The 23937-nt window shown below is 71.1% G+C and carries 21 protein-coding genes; 3 read left to right on the top strand and 18 right to left on the bottom strand.

Annotated elements, in window-relative coordinates; all coding sequences use genetic code 11:
* Positions 1–80 precede the first annotated feature (80 nt).
* The 4 genes from ACF08B_RS29220 to ACF08B_RS29205 all read right to left on the bottom strand — a co-directional run bounded on the left by ACF08B_RS29220 (position 81) and on the right by ACF08B_RS29205 (position 4198).
* Complete coding sequence (locus ACF08B_RS29220) at positions 81–668, bottom strand: DUF488 family protein (RefSeq protein ID WP_392320130.1); 588 nt, start codon at positions 666–668, stop codon at positions 81–83.
* A 214-nt stretch (positions 669–882) separates the two neighbouring features.
* Positions 883–1734 carry an SDR family NAD(P)-dependent oxidoreductase gene (locus ACF08B_RS29215; protein WP_392320129.1) on the bottom strand — a complete coding sequence of 284 codons (852 nt, stop codon included), beginning with the start codon at positions 1732–1734 and terminating at the stop codon, positions 883–885.
* Complete coding sequence (locus ACF08B_RS29210) at positions 1731–2699, bottom strand: alpha/beta fold hydrolase (RefSeq protein WP_392320128.1); 969 nt, start codon at positions 2697–2699, stop codon at positions 1731–1733. The genes ACF08B_RS29215 and ACF08B_RS29210 overlap by 4 nt, the downstream gene beginning before the upstream one ends.
* Positions 2696–4198 carry a flavin-containing monooxygenase gene (locus ACF08B_RS29205; RefSeq protein WP_392320127.1) on the bottom strand — a complete coding sequence of 501 codons (1503 nt, stop codon included), beginning with the start codon at positions 4196–4198 and terminating at the stop codon, positions 2696–2698. The genes ACF08B_RS29210 and ACF08B_RS29205 overlap by 4 nt, the downstream gene beginning before the upstream one ends.
* A gap of 127 nt (positions 4199–4325) precedes the next feature.
* Between ACF08B_RS29205 and ACF08B_RS29200 the strand changes: the two genes are divergently transcribed.
* Positions 4326–5543 (top strand): PucR family transcriptional regulator, encoded by a 1218-nt coding sequence (locus ACF08B_RS29200; protein ID WP_392320126.1) that lies wholly within the window; start codon positions 4326–4328, stop codon positions 5541–5543.
* 73 nt (positions 5544–5616) lie between these two features.
* Positions 5617–6210, top strand: coding sequence for a hypothetical protein (locus ACF08B_RS29195; protein ID WP_392320125.1), 594 nt, complete (start codon positions 5617–5619; stop codon positions 6208–6210).
* A 31-nt stretch (positions 6211–6241) separates the two neighbouring features.
* On the opposite strand, the gene ACF08B_RS29190 is transcribed toward ACF08B_RS29195, so the two are convergent.
* Entirely contained in the window at positions 6242–6817 is a 576-nt protein-coding gene (locus tag ACF08B_RS29190) for a hypothetical protein (protein ID WP_392320124.1), read from the bottom strand.
* Positions 6818–6985: 168 nt separating this feature from the next.
* Between ACF08B_RS29190 and ACF08B_RS29185 the strand changes: the two genes are divergently transcribed.
* Entirely contained in the window at positions 6986–8296 is a 1311-nt protein-coding gene (locus tag ACF08B_RS29185; RefSeq protein WP_392320123.1) for a sensor histidine kinase, read from the top strand.
* Here ACF08B_RS29185 and ACF08B_RS29180 read toward each other — a convergent pair.
* The 13 genes from ACF08B_RS29180 to ACF08B_RS29120 all read right to left on the bottom strand — a co-directional run bounded on the left by ACF08B_RS29180 (position 8198) and on the right by ACF08B_RS29120 (position 23828).
* Complete coding sequence (locus ACF08B_RS29180; protein ID WP_392320122.1) at positions 8198–9085, bottom strand: ABC transporter ATP-binding protein; 888 nt, start codon at positions 9083–9085, stop codon at positions 8198–8200. The genes ACF08B_RS29185 and ACF08B_RS29180 overlap by 99 nt on opposite strands.
* A 3-nt stretch (positions 9086–9088) precedes the next feature.
* Complete coding sequence (locus tag ACF08B_RS29175) at positions 9089–10051, bottom strand: FecCD family ABC transporter permease (protein ID WP_392320121.1); 963 nt, start codon at positions 10049–10051, stop codon at positions 9089–9091.
* Positions 10052–10116: 65 nt separating this feature from the next.
* Entirely contained in the window at positions 10117–11154 is a 1038-nt protein-coding gene (locus tag ACF08B_RS29170) for an ABC transporter substrate-binding protein (RefSeq protein WP_392320120.1), read from the bottom strand.
* Positions 11155–11167: 13 nt separating this feature from the next.
* Positions 11168–15490: an amino acid adenylation domain-containing protein gene (locus ACF08B_RS29165; RefSeq protein ID WP_392320119.1), complete on the bottom strand. Its 4323-nt coding sequence runs from the start codon at positions 15488–15490 to the stop codon at positions 11168–11170.
* Positions 15477–15734 (bottom strand): phosphopantetheine-binding protein, encoded by a 258-nt coding sequence (locus ACF08B_RS29160; protein ID WP_392320118.1) that lies wholly within the window; start codon positions 15732–15734, stop codon positions 15477–15479. Before ACF08B_RS29160 ends, ACF08B_RS29165 begins: the two co-directional genes overlap by 14 nt.
* A 29-nt stretch (positions 15735–15763) precedes the next feature.
* Complete coding sequence (locus tag ACF08B_RS29155) at positions 15764–17293, bottom strand: long-chain-fatty-acid--CoA ligase (protein ID WP_392320117.1); 1530 nt, start codon at positions 17291–17293, stop codon at positions 15764–15766.
* Positions 17294–17316: 23 nt separating this feature from the next.
* Entirely contained in the window at positions 17317–17844 is a 528-nt protein-coding gene (locus ACF08B_RS29150; RefSeq protein WP_392320116.1) for an FcoT family thioesterase, read from the bottom strand.
* Positions 17841–18731, bottom strand: coding sequence for a TauD/TfdA dioxygenase family protein (locus ACF08B_RS29145; RefSeq protein WP_392320115.1), 891 nt, complete (start codon positions 18729–18731; stop codon positions 17841–17843). The genes ACF08B_RS29150 and ACF08B_RS29145 overlap by 4 nt, the downstream gene beginning before the upstream one ends.
* 64 nt (positions 18732–18795) lie before the next feature.
* Entirely contained in the window at positions 18796–20166 is a 1371-nt protein-coding gene (locus ACF08B_RS29140) for an MFS transporter (RefSeq protein ID WP_392320114.1), read from the bottom strand.
* Positions 20167–20178: 12 nt separating this feature from the next.
* Entirely contained in the window at positions 20179–20937 is a 759-nt protein-coding gene (locus ACF08B_RS29135; protein WP_392320113.1) for an aspartyl/asparaginyl beta-hydroxylase domain-containing protein, read from the bottom strand.
* A gap of 242 nt (positions 20938–21179) precedes the next feature.
* Complete coding sequence (locus tag ACF08B_RS29130; RefSeq protein WP_392320112.1) at positions 21180–21833, bottom strand: sigma-70 family RNA polymerase sigma factor; 654 nt, start codon at positions 21831–21833, stop codon at positions 21180–21182.
* 298 nt (positions 21834–22131) lie between these two features.
* Positions 22132–22932, bottom strand: coding sequence for a hypothetical protein (locus ACF08B_RS29125; RefSeq protein WP_392320111.1), 801 nt, complete (start codon positions 22930–22932; stop codon positions 22132–22134).
* A gap of 152 nt (positions 22933–23084) precedes the next feature.
* A complete protein-coding gene (locus ACF08B_RS29120) occupies positions 23085–23828 on the bottom strand; it encodes a class I SAM-dependent methyltransferase (protein ID WP_392320253.1) in 744 nt (247 codons plus the stop codon).
* Positions 23829–23937 lie beyond the last annotated feature (109 nt).

Here is a 23937-nt window from a genome sequence, read left to right as displayed (position 1 = left end):
AGCGGCGCCGTACCGTTCGGTGTGTGCGCCCGGCACCCGTAGTGCCTCGGTACGGCCGGCCGGTCTCGCCGACGTGCACGTCAGAAGAGGGTGGCCGCGCCCACCGACGGAGCGTCGTCGTAGACGAGGAGGCCGTCGTCGCGCAGGCGCACGCCGGGCGTCGGGGTGTGCGCGGTGAGGCGTCCGTCGTGCATGAGGTGGCGGACGGGCTCGCCCAGGGCCAGTACGGCGAAGTCCGCGATCAGGCGGCGGTGGCATCGCCACCACACGGCCTCGCTGCACATCACCGCGGTGCGTGCCTCACCCGCCTGCCGCATCAGCTCGTCCATGGCGGCGACGAACTCCGGGCTGCGGGTGTGCCCCGCGTAGTCGCGGAAGGAGTCGTTGCGCCAGACGGTGTCCGGCGAGTCCGGCGACGGCTTGCGCCATCCGCCCAGCCGCTGCTCCCACCGGTAGTCGAGGTGCTCCTCCGGCATCCACTCGGCCAGCCGCTGCCGTGACAGGTCGGGGTTGCGGCGGCTGCCGGGCGCGGTTCTGACGTCCACGACGGCGGTGACACCGGCTCCTCGGAGGAGTTCGGCCAGCGTGGTCCGGTCCGCTGTGCTGTGGCCGAAGGTGATCAGTCCGGCGTGGCTCGGTGGCCCCTCGGACGGGGCCGGTCCGGTCATCGCGGGCCCCGTCGCCGGACGACGACCGTGCGTGATCCAGCCGAAAGCATCTCGTTCCTCCGGTTGCGGGCGATGTGCTCCCCCGCCCCCGGTACCCGTCCCCACCCGGTCCGATACGTCGCGGCGGGCGGAAGGGCGGCCGAGGCCGCAAGGCGGCCCCGCACCACCTCCTCCGCCGGCCGGCCGGTCGGTCGGCGCGAAGGGACGTCGACGGTCAGCCGCGGCCGAACTTCCGCCGCTCCAGCGCGACGGCCAGATGGGGGTACCGGCCGGGAGCGAGTCGTACGAGCCGGTCCACGATCTTGGCGTCGGTGCCGACCCGGATACGGGGACGGCCGGCCTCGACGCCGTCGACGATGATGCGGGCCGCCTGTTCGGCGGGCATCTTCAGCAGCTTCTCGTTGTAGACACGGGCGCGGTCGAGCTGCTGGCGTGTCGGGGCGAGGCCGCGTGCTCGGGCCTGTTCCAGCGCGGCGGTCGCGATGTTGGTCTTCACACCGCCCGGGTGGACCACGCTCACCCGGACCGGGTGACGGCCGGCGAGCATCTCGGTGCGCAGCGCCTCGGTGAAGCCGCGGACGCCGAACTTGCTCGCGCAGTAGGCGGACAGGGTGGGCTGTGCGAGGTATCCGTTGAGGCTGGAGACGTTGACCACGTGGCCGTCGCCGGAGGCGATCAGGTGCGGCAGGAACGCCTTCGTGCCGTGGATGACGCCGAACAGGTTGACCGCCAGCGTCCGGTCGTACAGTTCCCACTCCGCGTCGAGGACCGACTGCCCGCCACCGGCGATCCCGGCGTTGTTGTAGATCTGGTGGACCACTCCGAAGTGCTCGGCGACGGTGGCGGCGTAGGCCTCGACCGCGGCGCGGTCGCTGACGTCCAGGTGGGCGGCGTGGACCTCGGTGCCGAGGGCCTTCGCCCGGTCCGCGGTTTCGTCGAGACCGAGGTCGTCGACATCGCTGACGGCCAACCGGGCTCCTCGCTTGGCCAGTTCGAAGGCAAGGTGCCGGCCGATGCCGGACCCGGCTCCGGTGACGGCGGCGACCTTGCCGCGGACGCTGCTCATACGGGATCTCCTGTCGGTGGGGCGGGCGTGACCGGGGCGGTGGCGGCGCCGGCGAGATCGCCGGTGAGCTCGACCAGGCGGTCGAGGAGGCCGGGGGCGAGATGGTGGCCCATGCCCGGGATCTCCATGTGCCGGGCGCCGGGGACGGCGGCGGCGGTGGCACGCCCCCCGCTGGGGTGCACCATGCGGTCGGCGTCTCCGTGCACGACGAGTGTGGGCGCGGTGATGCGGCGGAGCTCGGCGGTGCGGTCGCCGGAGGCGCGGATGGCGTCGATCTGCCGCGCCACCGGTGCGCCGGCGCGGTTGCCGCCGCACCGGTCCCAGACGGTGGTCGCCCAGGCTCGTTCGAGGGTCTCGTCGGGCCGGTACGACGTCCCGCCGATGTGGGCGAGCATCGCCAGGTGCCGCTCCACGGACTCCTCGACGGTGCGGGCCGGGGCCTTGGCCAGCCGGACGAGGGTCGACCAGGCCGGCTGCCCGACCCGTCGGCTCCCCGTGGTGGAGAAGATCGAGGTGAGCGTGGCGACCCGCTCGGGATGCCGGGCCGTGAGGGTCTGCGCGATCATGCCGCCCATCGACATGCCGACCAGGTGGACCCGGTCGATGCCGAGGAAGTCGAGCAGGCCGACGGCGTCGGCGGCCATGTCGGCGAGGTCGTAGGCGTCCGGCCGGGGCCGGGCGAGGAGCTGCCGCACCCGGCCCGGCGGCGGGGTGTCGATGCGGCTCGACCGGCCGGCGTCCCGGTTGTCGAACCGGACCACCCGGAAGCCGCGGCCGGTGAACCCGTCGACCATCCGGTCCGGCCACGAGGTGAGGTCGAGCCCGAGCCCGGCGATCAGCAGCAGGGGGACGCCGTCGGCCGGACCTTCGACGCGGAAGCAGATCCGCGGCCCGGCCGGCAGGTCGACGAAGCGGTCCCCGGTGGGGTCCTGCTCGGTGGACGCCACGCGCGCGAGGCCCGTCATGCGGTCACCTCCGCGGGGGCGGCGGCACGGGAGAAGTGCAGCTCGGGATCGGACACACCGCTGCCTCGCAGCAGTTTGACGTCGTCTCGGTAGTCCATCGAGGTCAGCCACGGCATCCGGTCGCCCTGTCGGGGCAGGGAGTCGACGGCGCGCCGGATGTAGCCGGCGCCGAAGTCCAGGAACGGCCGGGTCGGCATGTCCGGGTCGGCCGGTTCGGGCCGGCAGACGTCGTACGCGTGCCGGTCCATGTGCGCCAGCAGCCGGCAGAAGTGTTCGCAGAGGAGGCCGATCTTCAGCGTCCAGGAGGAGTTGGTGTAGCCGATGGCGTACGCGAGGTTCGGCACGCCGGAGAGCATCATGCCCTTGTAGGCGAGGGTGTCGGCGAGCCGCACCTGCCGGCCGTCGACGGTGACGTGGACGCCGCCGAAGGCCTGCACGTTCAGCCCGGTGGCGGTGACGATGACGTCCGCTTCCAGTTCCAGGCCCGACTCCAGCAGGACGCCCTTCTCGGTGAAGGAGGCGATGCGGTCGGTGACCACCGAGGCGTCGCCGTCGCGGATCGCCCGGAACAGGTCGCCGTCGGGCACGGCGCACAACCGCTGGTCCCACGGGTCGTACGGCGGGTTGAAGTGCTCGTCCACGGCGAAGCCCTCGGGCAGCTGCCTAACGTTGATCCAGCGGATCAGCCGTCGCGCCGCCTTCGGGTGCCGCTGGCACCAGCTCCAGATGAAGCGCTGCTGGGCGATGTTCTTGCGCCGGGTGAGCGCGTAGCCGCGCTCCGGGCCGAGGTACTTCTTCAGCGCGTTGCCGATCAGGTCCTTCCGCGGCACCGACAGGATGTACGTCGGGGTCCGCTGGAGCATCGTCACGTGCGCTGCGGTGCCCGCCATCGCCGGTACCAGCGTGACCGCGGTGGCACCGCTGCCGATCACCACGACCCGCTTGCCGGCGTAGTCCAGGTCCTCGGGCCAGGCCTGCGGATGCACGATCGGCCCGGTGAACCGGTCGCGGCCGGGGAAGGACGGGGTGAACCCCTCGTCGTAGCGGTAGTAGCCGCCGGCGCAGAAGATCCATCCGGCGGTCAGCGTGATCCGTTCCCCGGTGTCGGTGTGCTCCACGTCGGCGGTCCACCGCCCGTCCTCGGTCGACCAGGACACCGCGAGCACCTTGTGGTGGTAGCGGATGTGCGGGTCCAGGCCGTTCTCGGTCACCGTCTCCCGCAGGTACGACAGGATGCGGGGGGCGTCGGCGATGGACTGCTCGTCCCGCCAGGGCTTGAACTCGTAGCCGAAGGTGTGCAGGTCCGAGTCGGACCGGATACCCGGGTAGCGGAACAGGTCCCAGGTCCCGCCGGAGGCCTCGCGGGCCTCCAGGATCGCGAAGCGCTTCGACGGCAGCTCGGTCTTCAGATAGCGGGCGGCACCGATGCCCGAGATCCCGGCCCCGACGATGAGGACGTCGAGGTGCTCCGGGGCGGGTGACTGGGGGGCGGTTGACATGACTGGCGGCTCCAGGCGTTGTCGGTCGACGCGTCCATGGTGTGCGGCGGCCCGCAGGACCGCAAAGGGCATGTCGCACCGCTCCTGCCCGTTCGAGGTGGCGATCTGCACCTCTACGATGGGCGCCATGTCGTGGAAGACGCCGTCGCCCCGGGTCCGGGAGCTCATCCGTCAGGGTGCCGAGATCGCGCTCAATCCGCCGGCCGAGTGGCTCGCCGAGCTCGATGCCGCCACGCTGACCGGCCAGGCGAGGCAGCAGATCGCCGCGGACCCGGTGCTCGCCGCGGGCACCCGCCAGACCAACCGCTCCAACCTGCTGTTCTGGGCCGCCGCCAACGTCCGCGCTCCCGGTGAACCGGTCCCGGCGAACGACACCGAGGCACCCCTGGCCGTCGCCCGGGACCTCATCCGGCGCGGCCTGGACGAGTCGGCCCTCGACGCCTACCGCGCCGGCGAGAGCGTCGCCGTACGGCTGTGGACGCAGGTCGCCTGCTCGCTCACCACCGATTCCGAGGAACTGCGCGAGCTGCTCGACGTGTCCCTGCGGTCCATCGCCGCATTCGTCGACGACACGGTGAGCGCGATCTCCGTCCGTATGCGCGCCGAACGGGACGAGCTGACCCGCGGCACGCACGCGGAGCGCCGGGAGACGGTCGCCCTGCTGCTGGAGGGCGCCCCGATCACGCGCCGCCGCGCGGAGAGCCGGCTGGGCTACGGCCTCGATCCCACGCACACCGCCGCGATCGTCTGGACCGACGCCCCCGACGCCGACCTGCGCCACCTCGACCGTGCCGCCGACTCCCTCGCCGAGGCCGCCGGCCAGGCACGCCCGCTGAACATCCTCGCCAGCGCCGCCACCCGGTGGGTGTGGGTCCACGGCGGCCCGGACACCGACCGGCTGCGGGCCGCACTCGACAGGCTGCCGGGGGTGCGGATCGCCCTGGGCTCCACGGTGCCGGGCATCGACGGCTTCCGCCGCAGCCACCTCGACGCGCTCACCACCCAGCAGATGCTCACCCGCCTGACCTCGCCCTCCCGGCTGGCCTCCCACCACGAGGTCGAACTCGTCGCGCTGCTCACCGCCGACCCCGAGCGCGCCGACCGGTTCGTCAAGCGCACCCTGGGCGACCTGGAGACCGCACCGCCCGAGGTCGTCGAATCGCTGCGCGTCTTCATCGCCGAGCAGTGCAACGCCACGCAGGCCGCCGTACGGCTGTTCACCCACCGCAACACGCTGCTACGGCGCCTCGCCCGCGCGGAACGACTGCTGCCGCGCCCCCTCGCCGAGCACACGGTCGAGGTCGGCGCCGCCCTCGAGGTCCTCCGCTGGCGGGGACATCCCTGAGCCGCTCCTGCCCACACGTAACCGTTGGGTAATTGTCCGGTGCCGCGGTGTGGTTGCCGGGCAAGCTCGCCGGATGCAGATGACAGAGGACTTCGCGACGACGGCCGCATCCGTGGCCTCGGCCATCTTGATCGCCGCCACTGTGGAGGTCGGCGCGTACCGCAAGTCCCTCCAGAACTCGGCCAGGACCGGATTCACGAGCTACCGCCGTCTCTCCGAGGAGTGGCGTGAACTCTCGCCCGAGAACCGGCGGGCGGCCGCGCGGACCTTCTTGGAATCGGACGGTCCCGCCCTCGGGGTGGGAGCGCTCAAATCCTGGTGGACCGTGGTGGTGGCGTGCGTCTGGTCCGTGTTGATGCTGGCGCAGGGCGTGGTGATCGTGGCGAGCCTCGCATGGCTGGCCTCGGACCATCCGAAGGCGGAGCGGTTGGCGCTGGCCATGCTCGCGATCGTGGCGGGCGGATCGCTGATGGTCGCTGTGGTCCCGATTCTGCGAGTGCTGCGGACGCCGTTCGAGCCCTTTGGCGACATGTGGGCCGAACGGTTGATCCGGGACCAGGTGGAGCGGGTTCTGGCGGACGAGAACGCCGGTGCGGACACCGCTGACGGTGGCGCCCGGTCGCGGGCGGCGGCGGGCACGGAGGAACCGGCACCTCGCACAAGTTGACCTTGTGCGAGGTGCCGGCCTGTCTCAACCGTCAGCCCTGGGTACCGCCCTGGGTGTTGCCGCTGCCGCCACCCTGGGTCCCGCCCTGAGTGTTGCCGCTGCCGCCACCCTGGGTGCCACCCTGGGTGTTGCCGCTGCCGCCACCCTGCGTGCCGCCCTGAGTGTTGCCATTGCCGGAGCCCTGGGTACCGCCCTGGGTGTTCCCGCTGCCGCCACCCTGGGTGCCACCCTGGGTGTTCCCGCTCCCGCCACCCTGAGTCCCGCCCTGGGTGTTCCCGCTCCCGCCACCCTGGGTCCCGCCCTGAGTGTTGCCGTTGCCGGAGCCCTGCGTGCCGCCCTGGGTGTTTCCGCCCTTGGGCATGCTCTTCGAGGAGTTGCTCTTCGACGAGCTGTTGGAGCTGCTGTTCTTCGACGAGCTGTTCATGGAGCTCTTGGAGCTGTTGTGGGCGGAGCTGTGCTGGTGGTGATGGTCGCTGGCGTGGGACGCCGTGTGGTGCTTCATCATCGGCGCGGCCTCGGCGCTGGCCACACCGACCGATCCCGCGGCCAGAGCGGCGAGGCAGGAGATACCGGCGATACGGGCCAGGTGACGTCGAGCGTTCATCATGGGGATTCCTCGGATTTCTGAATTCTGTGATCTGTGTGGATTGCAGTTCGTGGTTGAACTTGCTTGATTTAATTTCAGCTCTTTCGGCCACCGCTGTACGTCCCCCAGCCGGTGGAGCGACCGGCTGACCCGCGCTTCGCCCCCTCGGCCGACCGGTTGCGGAGCCTCGTGAGTGGTGCGGACCAGATCCGTGAGGTCTTCTGGAAACACATGGCGAGGAGCCGGTTAGAGGATGAGATGACAACTCCGAACGCGTTGCCGACCGCCCACGAGGGCCGACCGCCCGGTCACGGAGGGGAGGCCGAGGTTCCCGCGCTGCATCTGCGCAGGTCGTTCCGGTGGCAGGCGCTGCTGCGGATCGCCGTGGTGATCGCGTTCGCGGTGGATCTGGCGGTGTTCCCGCCGTCGGAGCAGCTACCGCTGTCGGTGGTGTTGGCCGCCGTCTACGGGCTGTGGACCGTGGCGACGCTGTGGGCCGCGTTCGGACCGCACCAGCCGTTTCCGAACTGGGTGTACCCGCTGGCCGACCTGACACTGCTCACGGCGTTGATGGCGGTTTCCGGGAATTTCTCCGACCCGAACTGGAGCTCCCCGCTCTCGGCCGACATCTTCCTGTTCATTCCCGTTCTCGCCTCCTTTCAGATGGAGCCGATTCTCACCGCAGCCTCCGGAGTACTGGCCGCGGCGAGCTATGCCATCGGCACCAGCCTGGGACACATGCAACAGCCGTACTGGCATTTCATCTTCGTCCACACCCTGTTCATTCTCGTGGTCTGCGCCGGCTGCGTTCTGCTCTCCGACGTCCAGCAGCACCGGGTGCGGTCGATCAGGGAACTCGCGGAACATCGCCTATGGCTGCTGGACCGCATCATGGCGGCGGAGGAACGTGAACAGCGGAAGATCGCGGAAGTGCTCCACGACGGTGCCCTGCAGAACGTCCTCGCTGCCCGGCACTTCATCGACGAGGCGGCGTGCGGCCCGGAGGATGTCACCGATTCCCTGCAGCGCGCCGACGAGGCCCTCACGGCCGCGAGCAGGCAGCTCCGCTCCTCGGTACGGACGCTGCACCCCGAGGTGCTCGTCTCGGGCGGCCTCGTACCCGCCCTGGAACATCTGACCCAGCAGGCGTCCGAGCGCGGCAGATTCCACGCCGAGGTCCACGCGGCCATCACCACCGCGGGGAGCGCCGACCGGCCGCTCTACTGGCTGGCCAGAGAACTGCTGGAAAACGTCGTGAAACACGCGCAGGCGAAAAACGTCACCGTCACCCTGCAGAAGAACAACTCGGCGAGTGTACGGCTGTCGATCCAGGACGACGGCATCGGAATTCCCCCCGACGCCATGACCAGAAGTCTTTCTTCCGGGCATATCGGCATCGCCTCACATCGTGCCCGCGTCGAGGGAATGGGAGGCACGTTCACCCTCCACGCGAACTCCTCCGGCGGCACCACGGTCGAAGCCGTCCTCCCCCTCGAATAGCCGTCGGTCCTTGCCGGCGGCGAGAGGCTGCGCACCGTAGGTGATGCGGACGACACCGTCGGCGTGCCGTTCCGCGGACGCCCGTACGCCGAACACGTCGGCGAGGATCTCGGGGGTGAGCACTTCGAGGACCGGTCCCGCGACGACCACGGTTCCCTCGTGCAGGACGACCATATGGTCGCAGAGCCGGGCGGCCAGGTCCAGGTCGTGCAGGACCGCGAGCGTGGTCACGCCGGTGGTGCGGATCAGGTCCAGCAGTTCGAAGCGGGCGCGGATGTCGAGGTGATTGGTCAGCTCGTCGAGCACGAGCAGCCGGGGCTGCTGCGCCAGTGCCCTCGCCAGCAGGACGCGCTGCCGCTCCCCTCCGGACAGGGAGGCGTAGTCACGGTCGGCGTAGGGCCGCACGCCGCACCGGTCGATCGCGTCCTCCACGGCCCGGTGGTCCTCGGCGCCGTCGCGTCCCAGCAGACCGTGGTGCGGGGCGCGGCCGAGCGCGACGATCTCGGTGACGGTCAGCCCGGAGGTGCTGCCCGTGGCGTCCTGGAGGACGGCGGCGGTGCGGCGGGCCGCGGCTCGTGCGGACAGGGCCCATACGTCGTCGCCGCCGACAGCGACCACGCCGTCCGCCGGGCGGAGCGAACGGTAGACGGCGCGCAGCAGTGTGGATTTTCCGCTGCCGTTGGGGCCGACCAGGCCGACGATGTCGCCTTTGCGTGCCTCCAGGCTCACGGCGTGCAGGATCGGCCGGTGGTCCAGGGTGATGCGGAGCTGGTCGACGGTCAGTTTCATGGATCAGTCCAGGCCCTTGTCGCGGCGCAGCAGCCACAGGAAGAAGGGGGCGCCGAGCAGGGCGGTGAGGATGCCCAGTGGCAGTTCGTTGGGACGGTCGAGGGTGCGGGAGAGCAGGTCGACGAGGACGAGGTAGAGGGCGCCCAGCTGGGCGGTGAGGGGCAGGAGGCGGCGGTGGTCGGCGCCCAGGGTGAGGCGGACGAGGTGGGGGATCATCAGGCCGACGAAGCCGATGCTGCCGGCCACGGCGATGACCGTGCCGGTCAGGAGTGCGCTGAGCACCAGGAGTGTCGCGCGCAGCCGGTTGACGTCGACGCCCAGCGCGGTGGCGGACTCGTCGCCCGCCAGCAGGACGTTCAGGCGCCGTCCGAACAGTGTCAGGACGGCGGTGCCGGTCAGGACCACCACGGCGACGGTCGGGAGCCGGCCCCATTGGGCGCCGGCCACGCTGCCCAGCATCCAGAACATGACCGTGCGCAGTTCGGTCGGCGTCGCCTGGAGCTGGACGTAGGACGTCGCCGAGAGGAAGACGTAGCCGACGGCGACACCGGCCAGGACCAGTCTGGTGGGTGCCATCCGGCCCCGGCGTCTTCCGAGCGCGAAGACGAGTGCTCCCGCCGCCACCGCGCCGAGGAAGGCGGCCGCCGACACCCCGAGACCGGCGAGCGCCACGCCGCCGCCCAGGGTGATGACCAGCACGGCGCCGAGTGTGGCGCCGTAGGAGAAGCCGAGGACGACGGGGTCGGCGAGCGGGTTGGACACCACGGTCTGCAACACCGCTCCGGAGACGGCCAGGCCCGCGCCGACCAGTGCGGCGAGGACCACCCTGGGGGTGCGGAAGTTCCACACGATCTGGTCGGTCGCGAGGTCGGCGGCCGTGCCCTGCCCGGTGATGTGGTGCCAGACGATGCCCCAGACGTCATCGAGCGGAACGGTGACCGCTCCGATGCTGATCGCCACGATCATGGTGGCGATCAACGCGCCGGGCAGGAGGGTGAAGGCCAGAACGGCCCCGAGCCTGTCGCGTCGGTTCAGAAGGCGTCCGGGTGCAGCATCCGCGCGATCTTCTGCACGGCCAGGTCGTTGCTCGGGCCGAGGTACATGGAGTCGGACAGGACCACGAACGTGTTCTTCCTGGCGGCCGGCCACTGGGGGAACTCCTTCAGCAGTTTCCTGGCGTAGGCCGCCGGGTCGGGGTCGTGGTAGCCGATGACGACGAGTGCGTCGACGTCGGTGGCGGCCACCTTCTCCTTGCTCAGGTCGGCGAAGGCGGTCCTGGAGGCCGACTCGAAGGCGTTGGCACCGCCGGCCCTGGTGAGGATGTCGTTGTAGATGCCGTGGGCGACGACGGAGCTGAAGTCGTTGCCGCCCATGGACATGTTGGAGAAGAGCACCATGACCCTGGGCCTCTTCCTGCCCTTGACCTTGGCTGCCACCTCGTCGATGTGTTTCCGGGAGGCGGCGATCAGCTTCTCGGCCCGCCGGGGGACGTTGAAGACCTTCCCCATGTCACGCAGCAGCGTGTAACTGTCGGCGACGGTCATCTTCGAGGTGTCCTGATCACAACCCTGGGGTGAGACATAGGTGTTGGCCCCGACCTGCCCCAACTGGTCACGGGTGGCGAAGCCGTTCTTCTCGTCGAAACCGTACGACGTCGTGGACAGCACCAGGTCGGGGCGCAGGCCGAGCATGGCCTCGCGGGGAATGTCGTAGGCGTCGTTGAGTTCGATGTGTCCGGTCGGCAGCGCCGTGACGGCCTTGGCCCGGCCCGGTACCTCGCTCATGCCGTAGTTCTGCTCGTTGGCGACGATTCGGTCCCCGAGGCCGAGGGCGAGCAGGGTCGAAACCTCCGCCACGGAGGCGCCGTTCATCACGACGACCCGACTCGGTGCCTTCTTGAAGGTCTCGGACCGGCCGCAGTTCTCGAGGGTCACCGGGTGCCCGGTCCTCGACGCGGCCTCGGTCCCGTCGCCGTTCGTCCTCCCCTCGGTCGAGGAGTCGGCGCATGCCGTCGTGACCAGGCACAGGGCCGCGGTCAGCACCGCGGCGACCGGCCGTTTGATGGACATGGTGGCTCCTTGCTCACAGGCTCGGTGGTGTTCCGTTGCAGTAGTCGTGGCGCGGTGGTCTCGAGTTCCCGACGCGGTCCGACCACTGCTTCCGGGAGGCCGGACGGGGATCGTGTCCGGCCGGTGCGGGCAGCTTGCCGGTGGTCACGCAGTGGTCGAGGTACCGGAAGACCAGGTCGCGGTCGACGGGCGGACAGGTGATGCCGCTGCCGCGCAGGCCCTGGCGGACGTTGTCGGCGCGGACGTGTCCGAGGCGCAGGTCGGGTGTACCGCTCCCGGTGGTGTCGTGGGCGTCGAAGAAGGTGAGCAGGGTGGCGGCGGGCCCGGACGACGGGGGCAGTTGGTCGCGCCATCGGGTGAGCGGCAGGCGTCGTACGGCGTACCCGTACTCCTCCACCCAGTCGTAGAGGTCGCTCAGCCGGACCCGCGGAACGGCCGCGTGGTTGAAGACGGGCCCGGCGGCCGTGCGGGCCAGATGCACCACGGACCTGGCGATGTGGTCGACCGGTGTCCAGGTCTCGTCCTCGGACAACTCCGGGAGGATTCCCGCCGGGAGACCGGCGCGCAGCACGCTCCACAGGAAGTCGTCGGCGTTGACGTACCCGGAGCCGGCGGGTCCGACCACGCGTCCCAGACGGTGCACGGTGACCGGCAGACCACGCTCGGCCGCCTGTTCGAGCAGGCGTTCGGAGGCCCACTTCGACTGCTGGTAGCCGTGACGCAGGCCCGCGTGCGGTGGCAGGAACTCCTCTCGCACCTCGGCGTCGAGGCTCGCCGGCGGGGCCACGGACAGCGTGGACACGTAGTGGAGGGGAACGGTCCGTCGGGCCGCCAGGCGCAGCAGGTGCCGGGTGGACTCGGTGTTGACCGCGCGCAGGGTGCCGTACTCGCGCAGGACGCTGACCGTGGCGGCGTTGTGGAAGACGGCGTCGCAGGTCCCGGCCAGTTCATCGAGGAGATCGGGTGCGAGGCCGAGGTCCGGGCGGGCGAGGTCGGCGGGGACGGCGGTGACGCGCTGCCGCGCGGATTCCGGAAGCCCGAGGTGGTGTTCCCACAGGGCTTTGTGCACGCGGTCCGCGGCCGCGTCGCCGGTGGGCGCCCGGACGGTGCAGACGATCTCCGCGTCCGTGGCGGCCAGGAGTTCCGCCAGCAGGTGCGCGCCGACGAAGCCGGTGGCTCCGGTCAGCAGGATGCGCGCCGGGGTGTCGGTGTGCCGGCCTGTCCCGGGGCGGATGTCCGGGTCGAGGACGGTGTCGGTGTGCAGCGCCGCGGGGAGGCCGGTGGCGGCGGGTGAGCGCTCGTCGAGGAAGCGGGCGAGTGCCGCCGCCGTCGGGTGCTGGAAGAGCCAGGCGACCCGTACGTCACGGGCGAGTTCCGTGCCGAGCCGGTTGGCGGCCTGGATGGCCTGCAGGGACTGGGCGCCCAGGTCGAACACGTCGTCGTCGGGGGTGATGCCGTCGACGCCCAGGATCCCTTGCCAGACGCCGATGACGGTCCGTTCCAGGCGACTGCCGGCGGTCGGGACGCGGGGCTCGGGCGCGGTGCTCAGTGCGGGTCGGTCGACCTTGCCGGATCCGGTGCGGGGCAGACGGGCGTGGAAGGCGACGGCCGAGGGGATCATCGCCGCCGGCAGCCTCGCCCGGAGGTGAGCCCTCACCTCGGAGGCGGACGGGGCCGGGGGGTCCGTGACCAGATGGGCGGCGAGCGCGCGGGTGCCGTCCGGCATCGTCCGGCCGACGACGGCCGCCTCACGGATCCGGGGATGGGTCAGCAGCGCGCTCTCCACCTCGGCCGGGTGCACACGATGACCGCTGATCTTGAATTCCTCGTCCGCTCGGCCGAGGAACCGCAGTTGCCCGTCGTCACCGATGTCCACCAGGTCGCCCGTACGGTAGGCGCGGGGCGCTCCCGGAAGCGCCGCGAGAGGCGCGAACCGGGCGGTGTCGCGGACTTCGGTCCCCCGGTAGCCGAGGGCCAGGTTGTCGCCCAGGAGGTACAACTCCCCGCGGACGACGGCGGCCCTGGTGCCGGGCAGTGGCAGCCCGATGGGTACGGCGCCCTGGGCGAGCCCGGGGTCGTGCAGGTCGGCGACGGTGGCGACCACGGTGGCCTCGGTCGGGCCGTAGGTGTTGAACAGCCGGACCGAGGTGCCGACGGCCTTGCGCCAGCGCTCCACCCGTTCCGGCAGCGCGGCCTCACCGCCGATGACGACGGTCCGTACGCCCGCGGGCAGGGCGGCCGTGCCCGTCGAGAGGGCGTGGGCGAGTTCGTGCCAGTAGGCGGTGGGCAGGTCCAGCACGTTGATCCGCAGGCGCGCGCACGCGTCCAGGAACCGCGGGACCGACTCCGTCATGTCGTCGGTACGGACGACGAGGGTGGCTCCGGCGCAGAGCGTCAGGAGGATCTCCTCCACGCTGGCGTCGAAGTGGAGCGGCGCGAACTGCAGGACGCGGTCGTCGCTGCTCAGCCCGTAGCGGTGGGTCGCCCCGGTCACGAAGTTCGCCAGGGCGCCGTGGCTGATCTCGACGCCCTTGGGGCGGCCGGTGGAGCCGGAGGTGTGGATGACGTAGGCGGGGTCCTGGGGCGAGGGAGGTCTCGGGGCGGGGCCGGACGGCGAGTCCGGCTGGTCGAGCGCGAGTACGGGTGTGCCCGTGAAGGTGTCCGCCCAGGTGGTCGTCGTCAGGACCAGGACGGGCTCGGTCCCGCTCAGCAGCCGTGCCGTCCGGTCGGGCGGAGCGGCCGGGTCGAGAGGACAGTAGGCCGCGCCCGCGAGCAGCACGCCGAGGACCGCGGTGACGGCACCGATCCCCCGCGGCAGCGCCACGGCCACCAGGGTGTCCGGGCCGGCACCCCGCGCCGTCAGCCGGAGGGCCAGCTCGCGTGCGTCGGCGTACAGCCGTGCGTACGTGATGCTGTCCCCGGCGTGCTCCACGGCCGCCACGGCGCCCCGGTGGGTGGCGTGGTCGGCGATCAGGCTCAGCACCGGGCGGGCGGGGGCGGGCAGTGGACCGCCGTCGAGAACCAGTGCGGACGGCGGACTCAGGGGCCGGTCGGGAGCGGCCACCGCCTCGGCCAGCAGAGCGAGCAACCCCGTGTGGAGGGCGGCGACTTCGGTCTCGTCGTACAGGTCGGGGTTGGCGTCGGTCGCGATCCGCAGTCCGGTTCCGTCCGAGCGGTCGTACACGTTGACCGCCAGGTCGTCGACGGGACCGGCGGAGACGTTGTGGACGGTGCTGCGGTGTCCGGCGAACCGCAGATCGTACGCGAACGGCATGATGTTGACACCGGGCCCGGACAGGCGCCGCTGCCCGCCCACCAACTTCAGGTCGCGGCGCAGCTGTTCGTAGCGGTAGCGCTGGTGCGGCAGTCCGGCGCGGAGTTCGCCGGAGACGCGGGCCGCCAAGTCGCGCAGGCTGTCGTCGGCGGTGACGGACACCCGCAGCGGCAGGATGTTGCGCACCATCGCCGGTACACGCAGCGACACCGAGCCGAGGCGGCCCATGACGGGCAGGCTCAGGACGGTCTCCGCCGCACCGGTGACGCGGTGGAGATGGGCCGCCGTCACCGCGAGCAGGACTTCGGACCAGGTCACCGACAGCTCTCGGGCGACCGTGCGCAGTGCGTCCACCTGGTCCGGTTCGAGGTCGGTGACGCGGCGGTGGAAGGTGCGGGCGGGCAGCGCGGACCGGCCGGCCGGTGAGGCCACCGAGGGTCGGTCGGCGTACCGCGTGTTCCAGTGGGCGCGGTCCCCGGCGTGCCGGTCGCTCTCCCGGTACGCCTGTTCCTCGGCGCGGACGGAGTCCAGTGTGCCGAAGCCGCTGTCCGGTATCGGCTCGCCGGCCATGAGGGCGGTGTAGACCCGGGCCACACGGCGGGCGACCAGGGAGAGGCCGAAGCCGTCGAGGGCGATGTGGTGCACCCGGTGGTACCAGAGATACCGCTCGTCTCCGGTCTTCAGCAGGGCGTGGCCGAACACGGGTCCCCGGGCCAGGTCCACGGGCCGGGCCAGGTCCTCGGCCATCCACGCGAGCGCGGCGCCGCGCGGGTCCGGTTCGCCGGTGAGGTCGACGGTGTGCGACTGCCAGTCGGTGACCGGGGTTTCGAGCTGCCAGGGGCGCCCTGCCCCGTCCGTCTCGTAGGTGACGTTGAGGGCTTCGGTCTCGGCGACCACGTGGTGGAGGGCGAGTTCGAAGACGGCCGCGTCGACGGACCCCTCTATGCACACGTATTCGGCCGTGTTGTAGGCGGGACTGTCCGGGTCGAGCTGCTGGCCGGTCCAGATGCCTTCCTGCGCGGCCAGCAGCGGATGGCGGCGTGCGTGTCTAGGTGTCGGCATGGTTCTCTCCTCCCTGGCGTTCGGCCAGCAGCCGCCACCACTGGGCGAAGGAGGTGCGCTCGGCGAGGTCCACGAAGCTGACGTCGGCACCGGCGGACTGCCACCGTTCGAGCAGGGTGACGATGCGCAGGGAGTCGAGGCCCGCGTCCAGCGGGTTCTCGTCCAGGTCGACTTCGTCGGGGCTCAGGTACAGGAACTCGGCGAGGTCGGCGCGGAAGCTGTCGAGGGTGAGGGGTTGAGGCATGGTCTCTCTCCACGGCGGTGTCGGCGGCGTCAGTTGACCTTGCGGGCGGAGTCGCCCCAGAAGCGGTCGCGCAGCTCCCGGCGGAGGATCTTGCCGCTGGGGTTGCGCGGTACGCGGTCGATGAACTCGTAGCGCGAGGGCAGCTTGAAGGCGGCCAGCCGCGGCACGAGGAACGTGTGCAGGTCCCGTGGGCTCGGCCGCTCGCCGGGAGCGGGGACGACGAAGGCGTGGACGCGTTCGCCCCAGCGCTCGTCGGGGGCTCCGACGATCACGGCCTCGGCCACGCCCGGGTGGTGCTCCAGCACGTTCTCGATCTCGGCGGGGTAGACGTTCTCGCCGGCGACGAGGACGGCGTCCTTGATCCGGTCCTGGATGAAAAGGTAGCCGTCCTCGTCGAGGTACCCGGCGTCGCCGGTGTGGATCCACCCGTCGACCAGGGTCTGGGCGGTCCTGTCGGGCAGGCCCCAGTACTCGACCATGCGGGCCGGGGTGTGCAGGCAGGCCTCTCCGATCTCGCCCGGTGGCAGCGGTCGGCCCTTGTCGTCGATCACCTTGACGCGGACGCCCGGATAGGGGCGGCCCGCGGCCTGCATGCGCGGTCCGCCGGGCACATGGTCGGCCGGTGGCAGACACAGGGCGGTGTTGCCGGTCTCGGTGAGGCCGTAGATCTGGGCGAACTCGCAGTCAAGGACGGTGAGGCTCTCCTCCAGCAGGTTCTCGGAGATCGGCGAGCCGCCGTAGACGATTTTGCGGAGCGTGGTGAAGTCCTGTGCGCTCACGCCCGGTTCGGTGAGCAGCAGGCGGAGCATCGCGGGCACCACGCAGGCGGTGGTGACGCCGAGTCCGCGGATCAGGTCGACGGCGTGGCGGGCGGCGAAGGCGCGCATCGCCACGATGGTCGTACCCGCGTTGAGGTTCTGCGTGGCCCACCACAGGCCCCCGATGTGGAAGCCGGGGATGCCGACGAGCGCGATGTCACCGTCCCGCCAGTCGATCCAGTCGAGTCCCTCGCGCACCAGGGCGTCACGGACGGCGAAGAAGCTGCGGTGGGCGAGGACGACGCCTTTGGGGAGTCCGGTGGTGCCGCTGGTGTAGAGCTGGGCGACCGGTGTCCCGGATTCGGCCGCGAACTCCGGTTCTGTGCAGGGGTGTTGTGCGCTCCACGCGGTGATGGTCTCCAGCGGTACGACCGTCTCGGGCGGCGCGGTCGGCATGCGTGCCACGATCGGCGCGAACTCCGGCTCCAGGAACAGGAGTCCGGTTCCGGAGTCCTGGAGGATGTGGCTCACCTCGGGTGCGGTGAGCCGCCAGTTGACGGGGACCAGCACGGTGCCGCTCTTGGCACAGCCGTAGAGGATCTCGTAGTAGTGCTCGGACTCCCTGCCGAGGTACGCCACGCGGTCGCCCTCGGCGAGTCCGGCTGCCCGGATGGCGTGGGCGATGCGGTTGCTCTCGTGGTGCAGGGCGCCGTAGGACAGGCTGCGGCCTTCGCAGAGCACGGCCGGGGCGTCGGGCCGGTGTTCGGCGTGGAAGCGGACGGTCTCGACGAGGGTTTCCATGGGCGGTCCCTTCGGTGGCCGGGTCAGGGGAGGTTGACGAAGGCGAGGGTCGCCTCGCCGTCGCAGCGTCCGCCGTCGGCGTCCCAGTAGCGGTAGGAGGTCTTGGCGTGGAGGAACGGCTTGCGGCCGTCGGGCTCGCGCCGGGTGACGGACAGGAACTCCATCTCGCCCGAGAAGGAGCGGGGGTCGATCGGACGCCGGAAGCTGCCCGAGAAGCGGGCGATGAGGATGTCCGGGAGCTGATGCCGCCAGAAGTCGTCCAGGGTCCAGTCCTCGAACCCGGCCAGGAGTCCTTCCCGGACGGACTTCGCGACGAGGTAGTACATCATCTGGTTGTAGGCGATGTTGACCTCGACCGAGTTCAGGTGCCCGGTGTCGTCGATGTAGCAGGACTCGGGGATCGCGAACTCGCAGCGCGCCGCGTGGTGTTTGGGCCCTGTCGTGACGACCGCGGACGTCAGGTACCTGCAGTGCGCCTTGTACGGCGCCAGGACACGCTCCAGGAGGTCGGTGTCAGTGGCGTACGGGCGCTGGGCGGAGGTGGTGGTCATGGCACTCGTATCCCGTCGTGCAGCTTGTGGTCGTCGTGGACGGTGACGCGGTAGGAGACGGTCGGTTCCGGGGTGGCCGTGTGCCGGGCGCGGTGGACGAGGCTGCGGTTGTCCCAGACGAGCAGATCGCCCTGCTCGAAGCTCTGCAGATGGATGTCACCGTGCTCGAAGGTGTCGTCGAGCTGGCCGGTGGCCTCGAACAGGCGGTGCAGCAGGTCGTCGTCGAGCGGCCTGCCGTCCGCGTCCTCCATGCCGACGGTGAAGCCCTCGCTGATGTAGAGGACGGTCTCGCCGGTGAAGGGGTGCGTGAACGTGGTGGGTTGGCGCACGGCCGGAGTATTGCGCTCGACCTCCTCGACGACTTCGGAGAGCGGGCGGTAGACGTCCTGCGGGCGGATCTTGAAGTACTTGCGGACGGAGTGCCGGCAGTAGGTGCCGGCGATCCGCTTCCGGAGATCCTCGGGCAGTTTCGCGTGGGCCCGGCCCATGTCGATGAAGTAGGTGCCGCGGTCGCGCAGCGGGACGACCTGGGGGTGGATGAGGGTGATGCCGAAGGGATCGGGCATGAACTGGTAGTCGGCGTGCCAGAACGTGCCGGTCTTCGGCACGCCTATCTGTCTGCCGTTCTCCGGGACGTTGGAGGACACGAAGATCTCCGGCAGTTCGGGGTGGTGGTACATCGGCTCGTAGTAGGTCTCCGGGCGTCCGAGACGGCTGCCGAGGTCGAGGAACTGTCGGGGAGTGAGGTCCTGCGCCTTCAGGACGGCGATCTTCTTCGTGTAGACGGTCCGCTTGAGCCTCTGGACGTCCGCCTCCGATGCGTTGGTGTGGTCGAAGCCCTCGATCGTGGCGCCGAGGGCGGAGCCGGGATGTTCGGTGATCTTCATGAGTCGATTCCTTCGTGGGGGTTTTCTGAGAACGGGTGCCGTGAGGCCCCGCGTACGGCGCTGTCTAGGAAGCGGCGGGGGTTCCGCGCACGGCGCGGGCCAGGGGCACACCGCAGGCGATCCCCGCCGCTATCGCGAACACGGCGGTTCGCAGGCCGGCCGCCGAGGGACCGCCGGCCGGATGCCGTCCGACGGCGCCGGCCACCGCCACCAGCACCGCGAGACCCACCGCACCGCCGATCTGCAGACCGGTGGAGGTGATTCCCGACGCCACGCCCTGCTCGTCGGGGTCGACACCGGCGCCTGCGGCGATCCATATGCAGGTCCAGGCGGCGCCCTGGCCCAGGCCGACGAGCACGATGCCCGGGAGGAGCAGGGGGTAGGAGCCGTGCGGGGTGAGGGCGAGGCCGAGAGCGGCGGCCCCCGTCGCACCGAGTGCCATCCCGCCGGCCAGCGTGCGGTGCACGCCGACGGCCGCGACGGCCCGCTCCCCGGCCTGTGTCCCCACCGCGACCACGACGGCGGGAACCAGGAAGGCCAGGCCGGTCGCCAACGCGCCGTACCCGCGCACCTCCTGGAAGTACAGGGTCAGGAAGTACGGCAGCGAGCTGAACGTGGCGCTGTAGACGGCGGTCACCGCGATCGCCGCGACGAGCCCTCGGTGCCCGAACAGGCGGCCCGGCACCAGCGGATCGCGTGAGCGCGTCTCGACGACGGTGAAGAGGGTGAGCAGAGCCACCGACAGCACCGCGCTCACCAGGACGGACGGGGTGAACCAGCCGGCCTCGGGCGCCCGCACGAGCAGGAACACCAGCAGGGTGATGCCCGCGGTACCGGTCAGCGCGCCCGCCAGGTCGAAGCTCCGCGCCGCGACCGGGGGGACGTCCGTGGGGAAGAGCACCCAGCCCGCCCACGCGACGGCCGCCGCCAGGGGAACGCTGACGAAGAACACCGACGGCCAGCCGAACGCCTCGACCAGGACGCCTCCGAGAAGGGAACCGAAGCAGAGACCGCCGGCGCCCGCGGCACCCCACACCGCCAACGCCCGGTTCCGGTCCGGTCCTTCGGCGTAGATCGTGTTGATCAGGGACAGGGTGGCCGGGAAGAGCAGGGCTCCCCCGATCCCCTGGACCGCCCGCACGGCGATCAGTGCTCCCGGAGCCACGCAGAACCCTCCCACCAGCGAGGACACCGCGTAGACCGAGGCCGCGACGACGAACGTCCGGCGCCTGCCCAGCAGGTCCGCGGCCCGGCCACCCAGCAGCAGGAAGCCCCCCGTCGTCACGACGTAGGCGCTGACCACCCACTGCAGATCGTGTTCCGCGAAGCCGAGGTCCGTGCCTACGGCGGGCAGGGAGACGTACACGATGTTGAAGTCGAGGGCGACGACCAGTTGGGCCAGCGCCAGAACGAGGAGCGGCAGTCGTGCCGACATGGTCCGCTCCACCTACTCGTTCGCTCCCATCAGCCGCCTGATCTCCGTGATGAGCACCACCAGCGCCTGCCGTTCGGCAAGGGTCGTCTCGGGATGCCACAGGTCCAGGAGGAGACAGGTGCGTGGACGGTCGCCGTCATTGCGCGCCTCGTGCTCGAAGGAGTAGTCGAAGAGCAGGCACCGGCCCTCCTGCCAGGTACGGGTCTCACCGGCGACGGTGATGCTGCACCCCTCGGGGATGTCCACGGCGAGGTGCAGGTTGATGCTGAAGTTCCACAGGTCGCAGTGCGGGGCTATGGACGCCCCGGGCAGCAGGGTGGAGAAGTGGCTCTCCAGGAGGGGGCAGATCTTCTCCGCGTCGACGGCGAACTCCTCGAGCACCTTGTACGCGGTGGGCACGAGCGCGGCCGACGGCTCGACCATGGCGCCACCGCGGTACAGGTGGAGGGCCTGCCAGTCGTCCTGCCTGGTCAGATGGTGCTCGTAGGCGGAGAACGCCTCCCGGCGCATCTCCCAGGCCGAGGTCAGCTCGTCCTTGATGGCCGGATGGGCGCCTTCCAGTGCCTCGACGACGGAGAGCAGTTCCGGGTGGGCACGGGGATCGTGCCACGGGGTGGGAGACAGTCCCGGCAGGATCCATCTGGCTCCCCGCCGACGGGGGTGCCCGGCCTCGCCCCCTCCGGGTTCCAGCATCCGCTCCACCCGGCTGAGGGATGTCGCACCGTGGTCGCTTCTGATCGCCGCGAACGCGTCGTCCAACTCGGGTGTCATGAGGTCCTCCTGGCCGCTCGCGCGACCGTCGCTGGACCGTGCCGTCGCATCAGTAGTCGGGCGGGTGACCGGACGAGTTCCCACGACTTCTGGACAAGGTGGCGCGTCACCAGGGGACTTGGCGCCTCCGTTCACTCGTGAGGGGCTGGGGCGAGGCGTCGCTGCCGGCGTCACGGGCCCACGACGCCGGCTGCCGGCGCCGCCGCGCGTGCCGTACGCGGGCGGCGCCGGTCCGGTCGCCGTCAGGCCGCCCGACCGGCCGGGGCGGTCCCGGGAGGGGTGGGTTTTACGGCGGCCGCGCTGCCGGCGGGTCCGTCGGCTTCGGCGAGCAGCGCCGTGAGGGTCATCCGCGCGCGGGCCACGCGCGAGCGCACCGTCCCGACAGGGCAGCCGCCGAACCGGGCCGCCTCCTCGTAGGACAGGCCGACCACCTGGGTCAGTACGAACGCCTCGCGGCGTTCGTCGGGGAGGGCGTCCAGCAGGTCGAGGAGGGCGATGCCGTCGTCGAAGCCGGGCAGACCCCTCGGCTGCGCCCACTCGGCGGCCGCCTGCCAGTCGTGGGTGTGGGCCGTCCGGGGACGTACGGCGGCACGGCGGAAACTGTCGACGACCGCGCGGCGGGCGATGGACAGCAGCCAGGTACGGGCGGAGGCCCGGCCCTCGAAGCGGTGCAGGCTGTCGAGTGCCCGCACGAACGTGTCCTGGGTGAGGTCGTCGACGTTCTGGGGGTCGGCGCCCAGATGGGTGACGAAGCGCAGCACGTCGGAGTGCAGGGCCCGCACGAAACGTTCGGCCGCTTGCGGGTCACCGCTCCGGGCGGCCAGCGCCCAGGCGGTCGCGGCGGCGTCCGCCGAGGCCTTCTGCGTTCGCGAAGCGGGCAGGGCAGAAGTGATCACGAGGTGTCCTTCGCAGGTCCTCCGGAGCCCGGTCATGGTGGGACCGCGGGTTCTCCGGTGAGTGGGGTGCCGCCGTAGGGGTGGTACGGCGGTGCCCGGGGCTCGTGCGCACTTGTGCGCGGGCAGCGGTGATCGGGGGTTCTCGGGAACCCATCAGGCCCTCAGGGGCCACTCATGGCCTCAGGAGCACTCAGGTCCTCGGGAACCGCTCACGACACCACCGCCGAACTCTTCCGAGGAGGCCTCAGAACGCCCGCTGGAAGGGAAGGAAGGGGGAGCCCCGGTGGATCCGGCTGTCTCAGGCGACAGCGAGGCCCACCGGCGGCCCGCGGGAGATGATGGCGTGGCAGAGCAGGAGTCGTGCCAGGGAGCGGTGCCCGGAAGTGCGGCGCCTGCGCACCGGCGGCCGGCTCGGCGGCACGGGCAGGGCGAGCAGCATCCGCAGGGGGGCCACCAGGCGCGTCGCGGCGGTCCTCAGCAGGCGGAACACCGCGCGCTCGCCGTGCGCCAGCCACAGGCCGCACAGAATCGCGGCGAGCAGGTGGGCGGCGAACATGCCGAACGTGCCGTTGCCGCCCATGCTGTGAGCCATGTGCATACCGGGGTCCATGGGCGTCATGGAGCCCGACCCGATGTCTCCCAGGCCGGGCATGTGCATCGCGTCCATGTGCATGGACCCCATGTGCATGGACCCCGTGTGCATGGGCCCCATGTTCGTCGAACCCATGTGCGCGGAGCCCATGTCCGTGGGGTTCATGTGCAGGGAGCCCGCGGGAGTGGCGCCCATGCCCATGACGTCCACGCCCTGTGCCACGGCGGACGAACCCTCGGACCGGCCGGACACGAACGCCTGCGCCAGCGAGAAGCCCTCGTGCAGGACCGCCTGCGCACCGACCACGACCGTGACGATCAGCGCCTGTCCGCGCTCACGCCCGGCGAGGCACCAGCCGGCGGCACCTGTCCCGGCGGCCCCCGCCGCCATGGCCCACCAGGGCACCGGGACACCGGACATCAGCACGTGACCGAGGGCAGCGAGCAGCACGCAGGCGGCGGCGAACACACCGGCCCGCAGCGTGCGGCACCACCCTCCGACAGTCATGACGCGCCCATCTTCCCACCAGTGGTCCGGTCGTCGTCAGGGGGTACGTACGAACGCGCGCCCCGGACTCAGCCAGAGAAGAGTGACACACACCGAACCGTCAGGGCGGGAACTCCACGGACATCGCGGACGACTCCGGCAGGTGGCCGTGCTCAGGCGCGGCAGCGCAGCATCTCCAGCGGCGGCCTGGTGCGGAGGTCCGTCCAGAAGTCCGCGCCGAACTCACGGACGCCGGCCTCGGACACCTGGAGCGGGACCCACTCCACCGCACGGAAGCCGGCCGCCCGCAGACAGTCCTCGTAGACCTCACGGCGCGGGGCCGTGGTGACGATGCTGATCGGCGCGGGTTCGACGAGGGCGGTGACCCGCACCCGCGGACCGGTCTCCGTCTCCTCGCCGGTCGGTTCGCAGCGGAACCCGTACCTCTCCAGCGACGGACAGTCGAACCGGTAGTCGGGCTTCTGTGCCAGCACGAAGAACTCCCCGCCGGGCACCAGACTCCGGTGGATGTTGCGGCACATCCGCTCCATCGCCGCAACGTCCTCGGCGTAGTTGAGGCACTGGACCCCGACGGCGACGTCGAAACGCCTTTCGAGAGATCGGAGTTCGGTCACGTCGCCGACCTCGTAGCGCACGCCCAGCGGGTCACGTCGCTCGATGTCCCGGGCGGCGGCGACCATTTCGACGGAGATGTCCACGCCGAGGACGTCCGTGGCGCCGCGCCGCTTGAACTCCCTGCTGTAGAAGCCGGTGCCGCACGCCACGTCGAGGACCGACCTGCCGCTCACGTCCCCGACCATGCCCAGGAGGCTCGGCACCTCCCCGTAACGCGTCAGCGGCAGGGACTTGAACCCCTCGAAGGCCTCGCCGATCTCGTCGTACTGCTGCACGCTCACGTGCCGCCCCCTCCTGCGCTCGGTCATGTACGTGCCACGCCGCCTGCCCGAGGTGAGGACGGGCCGGGCCGTGGTCATGGCAGCGAGTCTCCTCCGCGCCCGTTCGGCC

The organism is Streptomyces sp. NPDC015139 (genome assembly GCF_043079785.1).
Classification (GTDB): domain Bacteria; phylum Actinomycetota; class Actinomycetes; order Streptomycetales; family Streptomycetaceae; genus Streptomyces; species Streptomyces albidocamelliae.
Note: the sequence above shows the minus strand (reverse complement) of the source record. Positions and strands in the feature narration are given on the sequence as shown.